Genomic DNA, 17230 nt, shown 5'->3' on the forward strand with positions numbered 1-17230 from the left:
GGCACGGCAATACGCGAGGTCTGCGTCATTGGTCTCTCGGTCTCCCACGATGGACCCGGATTGGAAGCCTTCGCCCATGAGCGCGTAGTAGCTCTCGGCAGAATCGAGAAAGGCGGCGTCGGTTTGAGCGGCAAGGGCGGCGTTCGCGTATCTTGCAAGCTCCGCGTCAGCTTGCTGCTCTGGCGATAGGTCTGTGCCGTTGGCCTGGGGCGCGCGCGTATTGAATGCGTCGACAAAGCTCTGCATGCCCTGCTTCATAAAGAAGGGCCCGTAGATGGGTGAATTGAACGCAATGGGGACGGAAAAGGCTGCAGCGAGAACGAGCGTACAAATCCATGCGGCCTTGTCTCTTAGGATCAGTTTGAGAAGAAGTCGACAGTACATTTGGAAGCACCTACGTTCCTCAAAGAATCGTTAGATTAAAAGTAACAGACCGGATGAAGATACGTGCGACGGGGGCGAGGCGAATGGCTGAGCGGTATCGATATGCGGGTTCAACGGTATCACATTGGCCACATAGATTTTTAACTTGCATTTCTACCCGCCCTTTTCGTAGAGTCGCCGATACGTACTTAGCGCACCCTCGGCGCGTCCGGCAGGCTTTGCGAAATGGGATCCAGGAGACTTCGGCGCAGCATCATCTTGCGGAATGCTTCTAATGAGCCTCCCATCCTTCAAAAACAGAATCTCATCGCACAGCCTATCGACCGAATCCAAGATGTGGGATGACATGATGATGCACGTACCAGAATCGGCCAGCTTCCTGAGAATCTCGGAATGCAAGTCCACCCTGCTGGGGTCGAGCGCGTTCATGGGCTCATCTAATAGAAGGTACCGCGCGCCCGTCGCATACGCAATCGCCAGGGTAAGCTGCTGCTTCATGCCCTGGCTCAGAGTGCGGATCCTCATCTTCGCGAACTCGCCTATCTGCGTTTGTTCCACTATCTCTTCGATATCGCGAGCATGCGGCCACATATCGCAAACCATCTTGAGGTGATCTTCCGCACGCAATCCGGGATACAGCAGCGTCCCCTCACCAGGTGCATAGAAGATCATAGAACGGACCTCTCTCGCACCCGTACCCTGCACCTCATCCAGAACGATGCTCCCGTCCACGCGAGGACCCGGCAAACCTGCCATCGCACGCAGCAACGTCGTCTTTCCATGCCCGTTCGGAGCGACGAGACCGTAGACCGTACCCGGGGCAAACTCAGCGTTCACCGAATCTACGAGCACCTTCTTTCCATAAGAGATCGTCAGCGTTTGAAGGTCAATCATCGAGATCATCCCCTTTCGATCTTTGGAACACTCAGGCGCACCATCAACGGAGATACGGCGCCCAAGACCACCAGCAGAGCGCCCGATGCGCCGACGACCTCTCCAAAAGGCATCGCGTTCGTCCCTCGCCCAAGGAACCCAATCGTCCCCACCTGGGAAGCGGAATCAAACGAGGCGAATGGAGCCAGCAGCGCGACGCCCATGCCCACGCTTTCAACATGAGCGCTCAACGAACCCAACACCAAGAGAACCGCGCAAACCATTCCGGTGACAACGGGGTTGCGGCTAATCGCTGCTGTCAACGCAGCGACGACGGAAATCACGCCGTATGCCATGACCAGCAACGGAATACTGCACAACACCGCCTCCCCCACCGTGGACGTTGTCGAAGCTCCCGCCCGAATGAGAGCGACGGGATACTCCGATCCACCCGCACCGTTCTTAATCACGGACACAACGACAGCGGGAACCATCGACACCAAAAGCAGCACCAAGCCAAGCAGGAGAGCCAGCGCAACAGCCGTCAGAAAACGCACATGCGCTGTTGCGGGGATCTGGAGAACCAGAAGGGAACGACACTGCAGGTGGGTGCACGCGAGCGATGTGACAACCACGGGCAACAGCAAAAATAAGGAGGGAAGCGCTGCCTGGAGATACGAAAGGAGGATTAATGGGGGCATCTTCGTACTTAACTCGTAAACCTTGGGGTCCGGCAAGCTCGCGATCGACTCAAGCAGAAGGGCGCGCGCCTCCGCACGAGAAGGAGTCTCCGGCTCGATTCCGATCGATTGCAGGAGAGTCGCATCTGCCGCGCCCAGCTCACCTCGAGCGCACTCGTACGTCGCAAGGCTTCGAAACCCCTCCGCAGGCATAGGCGCGTACACGAAACCCGAAAGAGCATCCCGCATGTCTTCCAGGGCCGCTTTGCCCTCGACGTCCATATTCGCAGCGTTCTGCTCTAGATACCGATCTATTGAACGGAGCTCCCCATCCCTATACCGAACAGCGGAAACGTTATCAGCGTCAGGAAACATCTCGACCAGAGCCGGGGCCAGCATCGTCGTCGACATTGCAATCGCGCATACGGCGAGGGTAGGAGAACGCAGGAGCAGTTTCCCCATCGTTCTTACGTATGCAACGGCGGAGGCACAAGCGCTCGAACGAGTTGCCGTTCTCGATGCAGTGAAGGAACCTCTCTCAAGACAAATCGGGGATATCGGGCACGCGCAGCCGCTCTTTCCAGCAACGCAAAGCAGGCTAATTGCCAGCACCTCGATCCCGATTGCGCATACGAGGGCAATCGCGCCACGCTCGAAGCAAAGTCCAGGCAGATTCACTATCTGCGTTGTCGGGTACGGGCTATAGGCGCCGACGGTCAACTCAGTGTTCGCATACGTAAGGGGATTCAACAGGGCGAACTCACGTAAAGCGATGGATCTTCCGTAATACCCGGGAACCATCGTCACCCCCATCAGGGCACATACGAACACGATTCCAAGCGTAGGGTTATTGGCAATCTTCACGGCAAGGTGAACGACAAGCGAGATGAACGCTGCCACCAAGAATTGCAAGATGGCCGTCTGCGCGAACACCAGCCAAGCCGGTTTGATAACCGGAGTCGCATATTGAATGTAGCCTATCGGATAGAACGGCGAGCCCGGGCCATTCTTCACAAGCGCGGCGATTATCCCTGGAAGATTGATGGCGAGGACGGCAAGCATTGCAAAAACACTCGCCCATACGCTCGATGCAACAAGTCTACCCAGCTCGCCCATCGGTGCCTGGATGATGAGCTTTTCACGTTTGTTAAGACGCGCGGCAAGGAACGAGACGGCAACGGCCGTTGCGACCCATAGCAAGTACTCCTTCGATCCGTCATAATAGGTGTACTCTCCATCCGATATCTGCAGAAACGGAAGTAGGGGAGAGAGCGGTGCCAAGATAAGACGTCCCGCGGCAAGAGGGTACAGAAGCGCGGGCATGCTTGATGAAGAGGTATAGACACCGTCCTCCCCCGCATTCACAAGCGCATCCGCATAGGATGCTGACAATTCCTGCTCAACACGGGTTATTCCCGACTCGAGGTATTCGACCCGTCCGTCGATGCCAGCCGCGCTCCTGAAGACGGGCAGAGCACAAAGAACCATCAACGCAACAACGACAACACAGAGCGACCTGGAGGAGAGAAGCGACCTAAAGATCGCCTTCGAGATTTTGAGCATATTCATCGCCAACCTTAACCTCATCCAGTCGGAACAGAGGGGCCGAACAAAATGCTCGGCGCTTATTACTTGCCGGCAAAGTCAATTTAACATAAACTGTTAAAAAGTAACCTGAGTTTTTTAAATTCTTCGGAGGTTATTATGAGTTCCGACAATCGCACTCCCCGGCTTCATTCCTTCCGCATCGCATGTGCGATAGCCTCTGCGAACCTTTGCGCCACCGCCATCGCACAAGTGGCGTTCTCCTTAAAGCCAGCAATCGAAGTGCTCGACAACCCTGTAATTGCAGACTCCCCCGCGTATCCAGCCCTTGCGATCTCGACATTGGTCCCTGCCGTCATCGGTATCGCTACGACCATCCTCAGCGCCGTTCTCGTGTGGACGATCAAGAGCGGAGACCCCTTCAAGAAAGGGTCTGCGACATGCTTGAAGGTGCTCGGCATTCTCTTCGTTGTTCAAGCTGCCACCAGCCTCTACGCCGGCTCACTCAAAACCTCCGTTTCGATGTTTGGCGACGAGGGGGCCGTCGGCGCCCAAGAGATCGCTTCATCATTCGATTGGACCTCTCTGGTTCTCGGCATCGTCCTGTTCATGCTTTCCCAGCTCTTCTTGTACGCCCGAGAGCTGTACCTCGACTCCGACGAGATTGCGTAAGGAAACGCCATGCCCGTAATTGTTCGCCTCGACAAGATCATGGCCGAGCGAAAGATTTCCTCGAACGAACTTGCCGAAAGGATTGGAACCACGCCCGTGAACCTGTCCCGTATTAAAAAAGGGCATATTCGCGGCATTCGCTTCAACACACTCGAGCAGCTATGCCTCGCCCTTCGTTGCCAACCCGGAGACCTTCTCGAAGTCATGAGCGAAGAGGATGCCCGAAAGGAGTTCGGACTCGATTGGTCCGCCGAGGATTAGAGGGCGGTCGTACTCGCCCTGCACACGGGGATGCGAATCGGCGAGGTCTGCGGCCTTCGGTGGTGCGATGTGGATTTCGAGACGGGCCTGATCTCGATCAGACACTCGGTGGCGTACGCGAAGGGAATGGGTTCGTTCATCAAGGACACCAAGACCCATGACGCCAGGGGTATCTCCATCGACCCGGTCGGCCTACTCCCCTTCCTGAAGGAGACCCACGAGATCGACTGCGGAAAGCTGCGCTTGCGCGGCCTTACCGGGGCGGTCGAGATCGGGGACTGCTACATCCTGTCGGAGCCGGGCGCGACCTTCGCGACGACAAGCTATATCCGCAGGGCGTTCAAGACGTTCTCGGAGACCAACGGCCTCATGGGCACCAACGACGAGCTGATCACGTTCCACGGCCTTCGCCACACGTTCGCAACGCAGTGGATCCGCCACGGCGGCGATATCAAGGCACTCCAATCGATCCTCGGCCACAAGGACGCCATGGCGACGCTCAACGTCTATGCCGACATCGAGCCCATCTCCAAAATCCATAACATGCTGCGCGCCACGCCGTGCCTTTGGCGCGGGCACCTCGGGCCGAGGGTCGATCCGGGTCCCATGTTCCAACAGAGGATCCAGGAGTCCATCGAGACGCTCCAGGCGTTCGGCTACGGCATCACCGAGCCGGACGACCGAAATATCGCCATACGCGACGTGAAGACGAACAGTTGGCTCTAGCTCACCGAGTACGCGGCAGTGCTGGGCCCATCCCAACTGAGGTCACGGTGGTCCGATAGGAGCGCCGCCCGCGGCATGCGCCGCGGAGCGGTATCCCCTACCGAAGGGCGGGGATGCCCTCCGCTTCCAGTTCGGAATCAGCCGTCGGAGGCGTTCGGCTGACTGCGGGAACGGCCTGTCCGCTCAATGTGTTCGGCTGAGATCGGAAATCAACCCAACACGAGCCGGACACGCGCCAGACGGCTCTTCCCCGTACGGCCTTCCCCCTTACGCTCATGTTGCAGGCATGTAACGCCGCAGCGAGCGCGCCTTTTTTGCGCCAGACAGGTACAATGATGAACACTGTACCGTAGCGGAGCGCCCCGCGCGCGCCGCAATCACGCGAAAGGGTTTCCCATGGCCGAGATCTCGTCCTCCCGTATCGTCATCACCGTCCTTGGCAAGAACCGCCCCGGCATCGTCGCCGGCGTCACCCGTGTCCTAGGCGAGGCCAACGTCGACATCCGCGACATCACGCAGTCCATTATCGAGGACATCTTCACCATGACCATGCTGGCCGATACCGCCGAGTCCAAGCTCGACTTCGCCGAGCTGCAGAAGGCGCTGGCCGAGGCCGGCGAGCTTTCGGGCGTCAACGTGTCCATCCAGCGCGAGGACGTCTTCAACTTTATGTACCGCCTGTAGCGAGCAAGCCGCTGGGGATAGCCTGACGCGCGCATGCCCATGCAAGTCACCCCGATGCGGCCCGGAGAGGAGCGCGCATGGCCTACGACGCCAAGAAAATCTATTACCGCTTCGACGACCACCTGAGCCGCCTGGTCTTGGATTACGAAGCAAGCCGCCAGATTTCGCCCGAAAGCGAAAATCTCTACTATGGCCTGCCGACTGACCCTTATGACGAGGGCCTATTTGTTGAGCACAATGTCAAGCGCGGCCTGCGCAATGCCGACGGCTCGGGCGTGGTCGCGGGCCTCACTCGCATCTCGGATGTGCACGGCTACAACAAGGTCGACGGAAAGGTCGTGCCCGATCAGGGCAAGCTCACGCTTCGCGGCTACAGCATCGAGGATCTGGTCAACAATGCCCAGGCCGAGAATCGCTACGGCTACGAGGAAGTCGCCTATCTGCTTATCACGGGTTCGCTGCCCAACAAGGAAGAGCTCGACGGCTTTTGCGAGCGCCTGGGCGCCTTTAGACATCTGAGCGACGAATACGTCAAAGAGTTCCCTATGACCACGGTGTCGTCGAGCATCATGAACGTGCTCCAGCGCGCCGTGCTGCTGCTCTACGCCTTCGATGCCGAACCAGACGTGATCACGCCCGAGCACGAAATCGACGTCGCCATTTCCATGCTCGCACGTCTCCCGCGCATCGCCGCCTTCGCACACATGGCCTCGATCGCCAAGCTTCGCGGCTCCGAGGTTCACGTGCCGCACCCCACACCCGGCCTCTCCACCGCCGAGACCATCCTGCAGGTGTTGCGTGGCGGCATGGCATTCACCCGCGACGAAGCCATGCTGCTCGACGTGATGCTCATGCTGCATGCCGAGCACGGCGGCGGCAACAACTCCACGTTCGCCTGCCGTGTGCTGTCCTCCTCGGCCACCGACCCGTATTCCGCCTACGCCGCGGCCATCGGCTCGCTCAAGGGCCCGCGCCACGGCGGCGCCAACGCCAAGGTCGTGTCCATGCACGAGGACATCCGTGCGCATGTCTCCAATTGGGAGGACGAGGACGAGGTCGCGGCCTACCTGGGCAAGATTCTCGACAAGCAGGCCTTCGACGGCACGGGTCTCATCTACGGTATGGGCCACGCCGTCTACACGCTGAGCGACCCACGCGCCGAGGTGTGCCGCCGTTACGCGCGCTCGCTGGCAGCCAAGAAGAACTTGGGCGAAGAGTTCGCACTCATCGAGCGCATCGAGCGCCTGGCACCCCAGGTCATGCGCGACCACGGCATGACCAAGCCCATCTGCGCCAACATCGACCTGTACACGGGCTTTATCTACAAGATGCTCGGCGTGCCCGAGACGCTCTTTACGCCGCTATTCGCCGTCGCCCGCATGGCCGGCTGGTCGGCACACCGCATGGAAGAGCTCTTCTGCGCGCACCGTATCATCCGCCCCGCCTATCGTCCGGTGATCGAGCCGCTGGAGTATAAGCCGCTCGCCGACCGCTAGGACGCGGACCGTTATAGAACTCGAGCGTGGCCAGGGTATCACCGCCCTCGGCCACGCTTTTTATGCCAGCAGAAAGGGCTGCATCGAATGATTGTTTTTTCCGATATGGATGGAACGCTGTTGACGAGTGACAAGCAGATGAGCGACGCCACCTGGGCGATGCTCGACGAGCTCGCACGTCGCGGCATTGAGTTTGTACCGTGCACGGGACGTCCGCTGTCGGGCATCTTTGAGCCCATCCTCGCCCATCCCGCCGTGCACTATGCCGTCTGTGCCAATGGCGCCAGCGTCTGGCAGCTCGACGACGGTGTGCCCACCGATGTCTCGCGCGCCACGCGCATCTTGAGCCGTCCGCTCGATTGCGGCATCGCCCATCGCATCCATCGCATCGCCGCCGGCCACGATGTGACTTTCGATATCTTCGCGGATGGGCAGTGCTTCCTCCCCCGCCCGCTCTACACGCGCCTGGATGAGTTCTGCGGCGGCGACCCCCACATCGCGGCTTCACTCAAGCGCACACGAACACCGATCGACATGGATATCGACAGCAAGATCGACGAGGTCGAGACGCTCGAACGCATCGCCATGTACTGGCACGACCCGGCCGATCGCGACGCCATCGCGGCAGAGCTCGACACGCTCGGAGGCATTGAGGTCACGCGTTCGTACGCCATGAATATCGAGGTCATGGGCGAGGGCGCCACCAAGGGAACGGCCCTCACGTGGCTATGCGAGCACCTGGGCGAGCGCCTCGCCGACGCCTGGGCGTTCGGCGACAACATCAACGACATCCCCATGCTGCAGGCAGCGGGCCACGGCATGGCCATGATCAACGGCGAACCCGAAGACCGCGAGGCCGCCGACGCCATCACCGAATACGACAACGACCACGACGGCGTCGCCCGCACCATCATGGCCGCCCTCGCCTAGCAGCAGCAACCCGGTAGTCATTGGGGACGTTCTTAAATGGCTAGTCGCTGGCGGCACTCATTTAAGTCTGTCCCCAATGAGTGGTTTCACTCACTTAAGTCTGTCCCCAACTGCCGGCGCATAAGGAATGTCCCCAACTACCGGTCTAGCAGAGACTCTCCAGCACGCGACGGAGCTCCTGCTGAACGGCGTGGTCGCGGTTGCACCCCACCACGCGATCGGCGACTGCCTTGAGCGCGGGGCGCGCGTTTTCCATCGCGCAGCCCGTGCCGACAAAGCGAATGATCTCGTAGTCGTTCATCGAGTCGCCAAACGCCATGACCTCGTCGCGTTCGACGCCATAGTGCTCCATGAGCTGCGCGATGCCCGAGGCCTTCGACACACCGGGCTGCATGGCATCAATCCACGCGTTGCCCGAAGGCGCAAAAGAGAACAGGTCTCCCAGCTCGCGCTGCAACACGTAGGCGTTGTCCATCACGTTGCCGTCATCGCAGATAATCGATGCCTTGATGATATTCACATGCGGATCGGGCAGTCCCCAAATGCGTTCGGCGTTGGGCAGATCTTTGTCAATCTCGCGGACAAATTTGTCCTCGTCGTCGAGCAAAAAGGACTTGGTGCGATCAAAGAGCGCCAGATGCATGTTAGGAAACATCTTGACCGTGCGCGCGAGCTTGCGGACGGCGAGATGAGAATATACCTCGCGATCGACCTCGACCCCTTCTGCATAGACCTGCGCACCATTCGCCGCGACAAAGTCCATTTTGTCGACCACGGGCGCAAAGAACTCGCATAGGCGGTCGTAACGGCGGCCCGAGGACGCAGCAAAGTACACGCCGCGCTCGCGCAGGGCCTCAATCAGCTCATATGTCTCGGGCGGTACCTGGCTATTCTCATCAAGCAACGTGCCGTCCATATCGGATGCAATCAGTTTAAACATAGAAAAGCTCCCTTCGGGCTTGTTGGAATCGAACGTGTATCCAATTCCAACGTACCCAAAGGGAGCTCAGGTAAGACTCCGCGGGCGCAAACGTTACAAGGACCTGGCAAATAGCTCACGCGCGCCGGATGTCCCACAGCCGCAGCGTCAGGCGACACGCCAAAGAGTGTCGCAGGCGACTAGCCGTTTAAGAACGTCCCCGATGACTAGTCGGCGTAGGTGAAGGTCGTGACGTCGAACATGCCCTCGGGGCGGATGCGGAGCGTCGGGATCACCGGCAGGGGCAGGAAGATGATGCCCATGATGGGGTCGAGCGGCGGCTCAATACCCATAGCGCGCGCCTTGACCATAAAGTCGTCGTGCTGCGCGGCGACATCCTCGGCCGTGCCTTCGCTCATCAGACCGCCGAGCGCCAGCGGAATGCGCGCCACGACCTCGCCGTTGCGCACCAGCACGTGACCACCCTGGCCCACAGCCTCAACAGCCGCCATCATATCGGCAGCGTTATCACCCACGACGCACACGTTGTGCGAGTCGTGGCCGATTGTGGAGGCAATGGCGCCACCGGTGATGGTGAAGCCACGCACCCAGCCGCGACCGATATGCTTGCCGACCAGGCCCAGGCCAGCGGGGCCATCGCCGTCGGCGCCCTCGGCCTGCAACGACACGCCGCGGCCATGGCGCTCAATCAGCATAATGCGACGCAGGCCCTCGGCGCTCTCGGGGCGAACCATACCCGTGATGGCCTTACCCGGCACCACGTCGATCACGGCCTCGCCCGGCTTAAAGGCATAGTCGAATACGTCGAGCGAAAGCTTCGGCAGCTTAACGGAGGCGCGCAGCTCGTCGGCAAGGGCTGCGACCTCGGCCATCTCGGGTGCAATCTCGCCCACAAAGGTGCCGTCCTGCGCCACCAGAGCACCGGCGGCGTATACGCGATGCGGAGCCGTGGCAAACGTCAGGTCATTGAGCACCAGCAGGTCGGCACGCTTGCCCGGGGCGATGGCGCCACGCAGTTCGTGCGGGTCGCGGCAGCCGTGATCCAGGCCAAACGCCTCAGCCGTGGAAAGGGACGCCATGGAGATGGCGACCACCGGGTCGATGCCGGCCTCGATAGCCACGCGGCAGGCGTTGTCGATCATACCGGTCGAAAGCGCGTCGGAGGGAGCACGGTCGTCGGTCGCAAAGCAGCAGCGGCGGGCACGGGCAGGATTTTCCAGCAGCATCGGAGACAGGTTGGCCAGGTCATGGCTGCACGTGCCTTCGCGCAGCATCACATACATGCCGCGGGACAGCTTGTCGAGTGCCTCCTCGGGAATCGTCGACTCATGGTCGGCGATAATACCTGCTGCGGCATAGGCGTTGAGGTCCTTGCCGGCAACGAGCGGCGCGTGACCGTCAACCTGCTTGGACGGCGTCTGGTTGGCAGCGTCAATGCGAGCACAGGTCTCGGGATCGGCCATAAAGACGCCCGGCAGATTCATCATCTCGCCCAGGCCGAAGACATCGCCCGGATGCTCGGCAAAAAACGCCTGCATATCAGCAGCGGTGATGACGGCACCGGCCTGCTCGTCGGGCAGCGCGGGCACGCACGAGGGCATCATGTACTTGATGGAAATAGGAGCGCGACGACCGTCCTCGATCATAAAGCGCAGGCCGTCCAGGCCGGAAACATTAGCGATCTCGTGGCTGTCGGCAATAGCGGTGGTGGTACCGCGCGTCGCCGCCATGCGCGCATACTCGGCAGGGCGGATGTTCGAAGACTCGATATGCAAGTGTCCGTCAATAAAACCGGGGGCAAGATAGCGGCCCTGGCAATCGATGACCTCGGCAGCCTCATACGTACCGGCGGCATCGTCGCGACCGTCGTAGAGCACACCGACGATCACGCCATCCTTGACGGCAACGCTACCGGGCGCCACGCGCTGGCCGTACACATCGACAATCTGTGCGTTGGCAAACAGCGTGTCAACGGGCACACGACCCTCGGCGGCCTCGATCACAGATCTCATGACCTCAACGGACATACATACTCCTTTAACCGTAGAAAAAAGCTGCGGAGCGGACAGGCCTTCACCGCAGCAAACCAATAGCCATTGTATGCCCAAAAGGAGGCCGCCGATAACACCCCTTCCGCTTAACGGCACTGCCAAATGATCCCTTGGGGACGGAGGAAAACGGATCACCGGGCCAAACCGACCCCCTCGGTGATCCGTTTTCCTCCGTCCCCAAGGGATCATCTAAAAAGGCCGCAGTCGGGAATCCCGGCTGCGGCCTTGTTGCACCTGTAAGGTCAACTTGCCCGTTAGACCAACTTGAAGCCCTTGCGCTTGCCTACGGAGAGGGTATCGCCCAGCTTGAGGGCACTGGGGTCGATGTTGTAGCTCTTGGGAGCCACGGCCTTGCCGTTGATCTTGACGCCGCCGCCGTCGATGTCGCGACGGGCCTGGCCGGCGCTGGCCGAAAGGCCCAGGTCCTTGAGCAGGCCGGCGAGGTAGATCTGGCCCTCGTCGTTAACAGTCAGCTCAACATGCTTCTCGGGGAAGTCGGCGAGCTGGCCCTCCTTGAACACGCGGTCGAACTCGGCCTGGGCCTCGTCGCCGGCACCGGCGCCGTGGTAGGTGTCGCACAGGTCGCGACCCAGAGCGCGCTTGAGCTCATAGGGATCGGCAGAGCCGTCGGCCAGAGCAGCGTCGATCTTGTCGACCTCGGCCGGGGTGAGCGAGCTCGCCAGGCGGTAGTACTTGCCGATCATCTCGTCGGGGATGGACATGGTCTTGCCGAACATATCCTTGGGCGCGTCGGTCAGGCCGATGTAGTTACCGTAGGACTTGGACATCTTACGGACGCCATCGGTGCCCTCGAGCAGCGGCATGGTGAGCGCGATCTGCGGCTCCATGCCCATCTTCTCCATGAGCTCACGGCCGGCGAGCAGGTTGAAAAGCTGGTCGGTACCGCCCATCTCCACGTCAGCCTTAATCATGACCGAATCGTATGCCTGCATCACGGGATACAGGAACTCGTGCAGGGCGATCGGCGTCTGGGACTGGTAGCGCTTGGTAAAGTCATCGCGCTCAAGAATGCGGGCGACGGTGAACTTGGAGCACACCTGCAGCAGACCGGCCAGATCCATCGACAAGATCCAGTCGCCGTTGTGCACGATGGTGGTCTTCTCGGGGTCCAGGATCTTCATGGCCTGGCTCACGTAGGTCTCGGCGTTAGCCTCGATCTGCTCCTGAGAAAGCTGCGGGCGGGTGGAATTCTTGCCCGAGGGGTCGCCGATCAGTGCGGTACCGTTGCCGATGATGAGGGTGACGTTGTGGCCCAGGTCCTGGAACTGACGCATCTTGCGCAGCGGCACGGCGTGGCCCAGGTGCAGGTCGGGGCTGGTGGGATCGACGCCGAGCTTGATGTTGAGGGGCTCGCCCTTCTCAAGCTTCTTGCGAAGGTCGGCCTCGGGGACGATCTTCGCAGCGCCCGAGGTGATGATACGCATTTGCTCGTCAACAGACAGCATTGGGTATCCTCCTTTTGCTATAGCACCCTCGCCGAAAACGGCGGTGCTGGAAGTCCATAAACTCTCATATGATAACAAACTGACGCGACGCAGCACCTACGACAGGAAAATCCTCGTCCTGCCGCATGCGTCGATGGCAACTGGCAGACGTGTACCGTCACGCTCGACCAGATAGCGCACCTGCCGACGACGCAAGCAGTCGCGGCAACGGACCTGTCCCGTCGCATCGGTGGCACAGACGCCCTCGGCGGTCAGCAGGCAGTGCTCGCACACCATAAGCTCGGGACGGGCGGCGTCGACCGGACCCAAGACGCCGGGTTCAGCGGCCAGTTCGGCAATACGCTCCGCATCATTGCCGAGCAACTCGGCCGGCAAGTACACCCGCCCCGCACCGAGTCCGCGCAGCCAGGTAAGCGTGGCCCGATTCGCGCAGAACACCGGCGCCGCCACGTCAAACGTCACGCCCAGCTCGCGAGCGATCACCACCTGTCCCAGGCTGCGGCAGACGACACGCCTGGCACGCTGCATCAGTGAGCGGGTCCAGTCAGCGTCACCCGTGCGGCACACTTCGTCAAGCACCACAACGGCGTCGGACAAATCGAGTTCTCCGCGCGGGTCGGCATCCATCAGCTGCCAAGCAAAAACCATGCGAGCGGGAACCGCGCACTCCACCAACTCCGTCGACGCACCGCCATCCACCGCAACGCCCTCAAAGGGCAGCACCTCAACGGCACGCGCAACGGGCGCAATCGCATCCGCCTCGGCCCGCATGCGCTCCAACACCGCCGCCGTCTGATCCAACACGCCGGCGCTGCGAATCAGGTATACCTCGCAGCCCGCGTCCACCTTACGCTTGCAATGCACGACGACGCGCTTCCCCGCTGCGGCATCCACCGGGCAGGGCACCTGCGGCCAGCGCTTGGGCACATCGGGACGCGCGTCGACACCCGGATAGAACCGAATCTCGAGCGTGTCACCCGCCGCCACGGCGGCGTCGAGCTCAACGGTCACCTCTTCGTGGCCCACAGCGACCAAACGCCCCACGCGCACGCCCTGGTTAATTGCGCGCTCAAAGCTCATCAGCTCGGCACCCGAACGCCCTCGCAGGTACGTATCGGTAAACCCACGGTTAAACGACCTCCCCAGCTCGCGTTCAAGCTCTTCCACGGCGTCGGGGTCCCACGCGCCGTCGCGCAGCATATCGAGTGCCCGGCGCCACACCCGCACCACGTTGAATACGTAATCGGGGTTCTTCATGCGCCCCTCGATCTTGAGCGACGCCACGCCGGCATCTACAAGCTCGGGCAGATGTGCAATACCCAGATAGTCGCGCGGGCACAGCAGGCGATCTCCCTCGACGGCGACAACGCTCTGTCCCGCCTCGTCCACCAGGTCGTACGCCAGACGGCACGGCTGCGTGCAGTCGCCGCGCATCGCCGAGCGCCCACGCCGCAGGGCCGAAAACTCGCACGCCCCCGAATAGCCGATGCAAATCGCACCGTGGCAGAATACCTCGATGGGCACGCCCGTGGCACATAGCGCCGCAATCTCGTCGACCGCCAGCTCGCGTGCCGTCGTCACGCGCTCGACTCCCAGCTCATCGGCGGCAAGCCGCACGGCGCCTTCGCTATGAACGCCCGCCTGCGTGGACAGGTGAATCTCGACCCCGGGAATCGCCGCGCGCAGCGCGCAGGCCAACCCGGCATCGGCGACAATCAGAGCATCGGCGCCCAGCTCCAGTGCATGAGCTCCCAACGCCACCGCGTCGGACAACTCATCGTCAAACACGAACACGTTGAGCGTTACGTACACACGCACGCCATGAGCATGCGCCACGGCACAACCGCGCGCAAACTCGTCATCCGTAAAGCCATGAGCGCTCACACGGGCGTTAAAGCCGCCCAACCCCGCATAGATGGCATCGGCGCCCGCGGCGATGGCCGCAAGCATCTGGTCGAGCCCGCCCGCCGGCGCCAGCAGCTCGGGCAGCGCCGCACCGGCAGCATCCAATCCAGTCTTGTGTTGTCCGCTCGGCCCCATCGTCCGAATCGCCATCGACAAACTCCTTACCAAGGTATGCATTCACTCTGAAAAATGCCGTCTTCCAGCATACACGAGGCCTCGCGCGCCCCGTTTGGTTTATCGTGTAATAACTTATGTCCATCCTGCCCCGACGGCACATCCGCCGTCCGGCACGACATACCTGGAGGTCAATATATGGGTCCTCGCCAACGACAGGGACGCAGCCGTTCAAAGACGCATGCCCTGCCCATAATCCTGCTCTCGTTTTTGGGCTTTTTGCTTATCGCGGGCGTGGCATTTGGCATCGGCATGGTCGGCAACGTCAACCGCTGGCTGTCCGATCTGCCCGACTACACCGACGCCAACGCGTATCTGGTGAGCGAGCCCACCGAGATCGTCGACTGCAACGGCAACAAGATCGCGAGCTTCTACACGCAAAACCGCAAGTCCATCACCAAGGACGAGGTCTCCCCCTACGTGCTGCAGGGCACCGTTGACGTCGAGGACGAGCGCTTCTACGAGCACGGCGGTATCGACCTGTGGGGTATCGCGCGTGCTGCGGTGGCAACCCTCGGCGGCGGGCACGAAGGCGCCTCGACTATCACCCAGCAGCTGGTGCGCAACACCATCCTGCAGGAGGAGCAGTTCGACTCGACCATCGAGCGTAAGGTGCGCGAGGCCTACATCGCCATCAAGATGGAGGACATGTACTCCAAAGACGAGATCCTCATGATGTACCTCAACACCATCTATTACGGCCACGGCGCCTACGGCATCGAGGCCGCAGCCGAGACCTACCTGTCCAAGAGCGCCGCCGACCTCACCCTGAGCGAAGCCGCGCTGCTCATCGGCCTTCCCAACTCGCCTTCGCAGTACGACCCCACGGTCAATCCCGACCTGGCGCTGTCTCGCCGCAACAAGGTCCTCGACAACATGCTGCGCCTGGGCCACATCACCCAGGAGGAGCACGATGCCGCACAGGCCGAGCCCATCACCCTCAACGTGACCGAGATTTCGGGCAGCGGCGTCGACGTATACTCACAGCCCTACTTTGTCGCCTATGTTAAGCAGCTGCTGGAGCAGGAGTTCTCGACCGACGTGCTATTTAAGGGCGGCCTGACCGTCAAGACCACCATCGACCCCACGATGCAGCAGGTGGCAGAGAATGCCGTCCGCGAGCAGCTCGACACGCTTTCACTCGACGGCCTGGACATGGGCATGGTCGTCGTCGACCCCAAGACCGGCTACATCAAGTGCATGGTGGGCGGCTACGACTACAACGCCGACGAGAACCACGTAAACCATGCCACGGCCAAGCGTCCCGTCGGCTCCACCTTCAAGGCCTTTACACTGGCAACTGCCATCCAAAACGGCATGAACCCCAACGTCACCCTCAACTGCAACTCGCCGCTCAAGGCCAAGGGCACCACGACCGAGGTCCAAAACTACGCCAACCATAGCTATGGCAACATCACGCTTAAGCAGGCGACGGCATACTCCTCCAACACCGGCTACATCCAGGTGGCGGAAGCCGTCGGCAACAGCAAGATCATCTCGCTCGTCAAAAAGCTCGGCATCGATCCCGCCAAGGACAACATCGAGGACGTTCCCGTCATGACGCTCGGCACCGGCTCGATCTCGCCGCTCGAGATGGCCGCCGCCTACGCGACGTTTGCCAACGGCGGCTACTATCGCCAGCCGATCGCCATCACCGAGATTGACTCTCGTACCGGTTCGGTGCTGTACCAGCACACCGACAATCCCTCACAGGTACTTACCGAGGGCGAGGCCGCCGCGGTCACCGATGTTCTGTCCGGCGTCATGAAGGGCGGCGGTACGGGTGCTGCCGGCGCCCTGAGCGTCAACCAGCCCTATGCCGGCAAGACGGGCACCACCGACAACACCACCAACCTGTGGTTCTGCGGCTATACCCCGCAGCTGGCGTGCGCCCTGTGGACCGGCTATTCCGCGGGCGAGATTCCCATCCAAAAATACGGCACAGACCTGCTGGGCGACAGCACCAACCTGCCTGTCTTTAAGCGGTTTATGAACACCGTTCTGACCGGTACCGAGCGCGAGGAGTTTGCGACCGGAACGGCGCCCACCTACAAGAACAACAGCGTCTGGAAGTTCTACGGCACCAACAACGCCAAGAAGACGGAGAACGACGACAAGGACGAGAACGAGGACGAAGAGGAAACTACCACAACGACTACCACGACGACCACGACCACCGAGACCACGGGTGGCGACACCACCGGCGGCACCGGTACGACCGGTGGCTCGACGGGCGGCTCAACTGGTGGTTCGACCGGCGGCGATGGCGGCACGCCTACGCCTACGCCTACGCCTACGCCTACGCCCACTCCCGACCCCTCGCCCACGCCTGACGATACGGTCGGCTAGAAATCATCCGGCCATAAGCAACAAGGCCCCCGAGCAGCTTATGAACTGCGCCCCAATTCTTGGACGGGCTAATAAGCGGCCTACGCCGCACATA

The 17230-nt window shown here is 61.1% G+C and carries 14 protein-coding genes; 7 read left to right on the plus strand and 7 right to left on the minus strand.

Annotation, left to right across the window (positions count from 1 at the left end; genetic code table 11):
• From DWZ01_RS10845 to DWZ01_RS10245, 3 genes are all read right to left on the minus strand, one after another.
• Window positions 1-246, minus strand: a 246-nt coding sequence (locus tag DWZ01_RS10845) for a hypothetical protein (protein WP_199412434.1), incomplete at its 3' end; no start/stop codon positions are given.
• Window positions 247-537: 291 nt separating this feature from the next.
• The gene (locus DWZ01_RS10240) at window positions 538-1278 is read right to left on the minus strand and encodes an ATP-binding cassette domain-containing protein (protein WP_117769450.1); all 741 of its coding nucleotides are present in this window, start codon (window positions 1276-1278) and stop codon (window positions 538-540) included.
• A 5-nt stretch (window positions 1279-1283) separates the two neighbouring features.
• Window positions 1284-3506 (minus strand): hypothetical protein, encoded by a 2223-nt coding sequence (locus DWZ01_RS10245; RefSeq protein ID WP_117848920.1) that lies wholly within the window; start codon window positions 3504-3506, stop codon window positions 1284-1286.
• A 135-nt stretch (window positions 3507-3641) separates the two neighbouring features.
• On the opposite strand from DWZ01_RS10245, the gene DWZ01_RS10250 reads away from it, so the two are divergent.
• The 6 genes from DWZ01_RS10250 to DWZ01_RS10275 all read left to right on the plus strand — a co-directional run bounded on the left by DWZ01_RS10250 (window position 3642) and on the right by DWZ01_RS10275 (window position 8251).
• Entirely contained in the window at window positions 3642-4154 is a 513-nt protein-coding gene (locus DWZ01_RS10250) for a DUF2975 domain-containing protein (RefSeq protein WP_117848922.1), read from the plus strand.
• A gap of 9 nt (window positions 4155-4163) precedes the next feature.
• Window positions 4164-4415: a helix-turn-helix transcriptional regulator gene (locus DWZ01_RS10255; RefSeq protein WP_006235292.1), complete on the plus strand. Its 252-nt coding sequence runs from the start codon at window positions 4164-4166 to the stop codon at window positions 4413-4415.
• A gap of 18 nt (window positions 4416-4433) precedes the next feature.
• Complete coding sequence (locus DWZ01_RS10260; RefSeq protein WP_255413584.1) at window positions 4434-5141, plus strand: site-specific integrase; 708 nt, start codon at window positions 4434-4436, stop codon at window positions 5139-5141.
• Window positions 5142-5537: 396 nt separating this feature from the next.
• Window positions 5538-5825, plus strand: coding sequence for an ACT domain-containing protein (locus DWZ01_RS10265; RefSeq protein WP_006235289.1), 288 nt, complete (start codon window positions 5538-5540; stop codon window positions 5823-5825).
• A gap of 77 nt (window positions 5826-5902) precedes the next feature.
• Complete coding sequence (locus DWZ01_RS10270) at window positions 5903-7321, plus strand: citrate synthase (protein ID WP_117848926.1); 1419 nt, start codon at window positions 5903-5905, stop codon at window positions 7319-7321.
• 87 nt (window positions 7322-7408) lie between these two features.
• Window positions 7409-8251 carry a Cof-type HAD-IIB family hydrolase gene (locus DWZ01_RS10275; protein ID WP_117848928.1) on the plus strand — a complete coding sequence of 281 codons (843 nt, stop codon included), beginning with the start codon at window positions 7409-7411 and terminating at the stop codon, window positions 8249-8251.
• Between the two features lie 145 nt (window positions 8252-8396).
• Here DWZ01_RS10275 and DWZ01_RS10280 read toward each other — a convergent pair whose 3' ends face one another.
• The 4 genes from DWZ01_RS10280 to DWZ01_RS10295 all read right to left on the minus strand — a co-directional run bounded on the left by DWZ01_RS10280 (window position 8397) and on the right by DWZ01_RS10295 (window position 14763).
• Window positions 8397-9191, minus strand: a complete 795-nt coding sequence (locus DWZ01_RS10280) for a Cof-type HAD-IIB family hydrolase (RefSeq protein ID WP_117848930.1) — start codon at window positions 9189-9191, stop codon at window positions 8397-8399.
• 206 nt (window positions 9192-9397) lie between these two features.
• The gene (locus DWZ01_RS10285; RefSeq protein ID WP_117848932.1) at window positions 9398-11218 is read right to left on the minus strand and encodes an adenine deaminase; all 1821 of its coding nucleotides are present in this window, start codon (window positions 11216-11218) and stop codon (window positions 9398-9400) included.
• A gap of 278 nt (window positions 11219-11496) precedes the next feature.
• A complete protein-coding gene (gene tyrS, locus DWZ01_RS10290) occupies window positions 11497-12708 on the minus strand; it encodes a tyrosine--tRNA ligase (RefSeq protein WP_117848934.1) in 1212 nt (403 codons plus the stop codon).
• A gap of 96 nt (window positions 12709-12804) precedes the next feature.
• Window positions 12805-14763, minus strand: coding sequence for a U32 family peptidase (locus DWZ01_RS10295; RefSeq protein WP_158556875.1), 1959 nt, complete (start codon window positions 14761-14763; stop codon window positions 12805-12807).
• Window positions 14764-14925: 162 nt separating this feature from the next.
• Here DWZ01_RS10295 and DWZ01_RS10300 point away from each other — a divergent pair, with 162 nt between their 5' ends.
• Entirely contained in the window at window positions 14926-17136 is a 2211-nt protein-coding gene (locus tag DWZ01_RS10300; RefSeq protein WP_117848936.1) for a transglycosylase domain-containing protein, read from the plus strand.
• The last annotated feature ends 94 nt before the right edge of the window (window positions 17137-17230 follow it).

The sequence above is a fragment of the Collinsella sp. AF28-5AC genome (assembly GCF_003457875.1).
Taxonomy (GTDB): Bacteria; Actinomycetota; Coriobacteriia; order Coriobacteriales; family Coriobacteriaceae; genus Collinsella.

Bases quoted from the DNA above. Each gene is read 5' to 3' on its own strand.
- DWZ01_RS10240 (WP_117769450.1), bottom strand. From the start codon at position 1,278: ATGATTGACCTTCAAACGCTGACGATCTCTTATGGAAAGAAGGTGCTC.
- DWZ01_RS10245 (WP_117848920.1), bottom strand. From the start codon at position 3,506: ATGAATATGCTCAAAATCTCGAAGGCGATCTTTAGGTCGCTTCTCTCC.
- DWZ01_RS10250 (WP_117848922.1), top strand. From the start codon at position 3,642: ATGAGTTCCGACAATCGCACTCCCCGGCTTCATTCCTTCCGCATCGCA.
- DWZ01_RS10255 (WP_006235292.1), top strand. From the start codon at position 4,164: ATGCCCGTAATTGTTCGCCTCGACAAGATCATGGCCGAGCGAAAGATT.
- DWZ01_RS10265 (WP_006235289.1), top strand. From the start codon at position 5,538: ATGGCCGAGATCTCGTCCTCCCGTATCGTCATCACCGTCCTTGGCAAG.
- DWZ01_RS10270 (WP_117848926.1), top strand. From the start codon at position 5,903: ATGGCCTACGACGCCAAGAAAATCTATTACCGCTTCGACGACCACCTG.
- DWZ01_RS10275 (WP_117848928.1), top strand. From the start codon at position 7,409: ATGATTGTTTTTTCCGATATGGATGGAACGCTGTTGACGAGTGACAAG.
- DWZ01_RS10280 (WP_117848930.1), bottom strand. From the start codon at position 9,191: ATGTTTAAACTGATTGCATCCGATATGGACGGCACGTTGCTTGATGAG.
- DWZ01_RS10285 (WP_117848932.1), bottom strand. From the start codon at position 11,218: ATGTCCGTTGAGGTCATGAGATCTGTGATCGAGGCCGCCGAGGGTCGT.
- tyrS (WP_117848934.1), bottom strand. From the start codon at position 12,708: ATGCTGTCTGTTGACGAGCAAATGCGTATCATCACCTCGGGCGCTGCG.
- DWZ01_RS10295 (WP_158556875.1), bottom strand. From the start codon at position 14,763: ATGGCGATTCGGACGATGGGGCCGAGCGGACAACACAAGACTGGATTG.
- DWZ01_RS10300 (WP_117848936.1), top strand. From the start codon at position 14,926: ATGGGTCCTCGCCAACGACAGGGACGCAGCCGTTCAAAGACGCATGCC.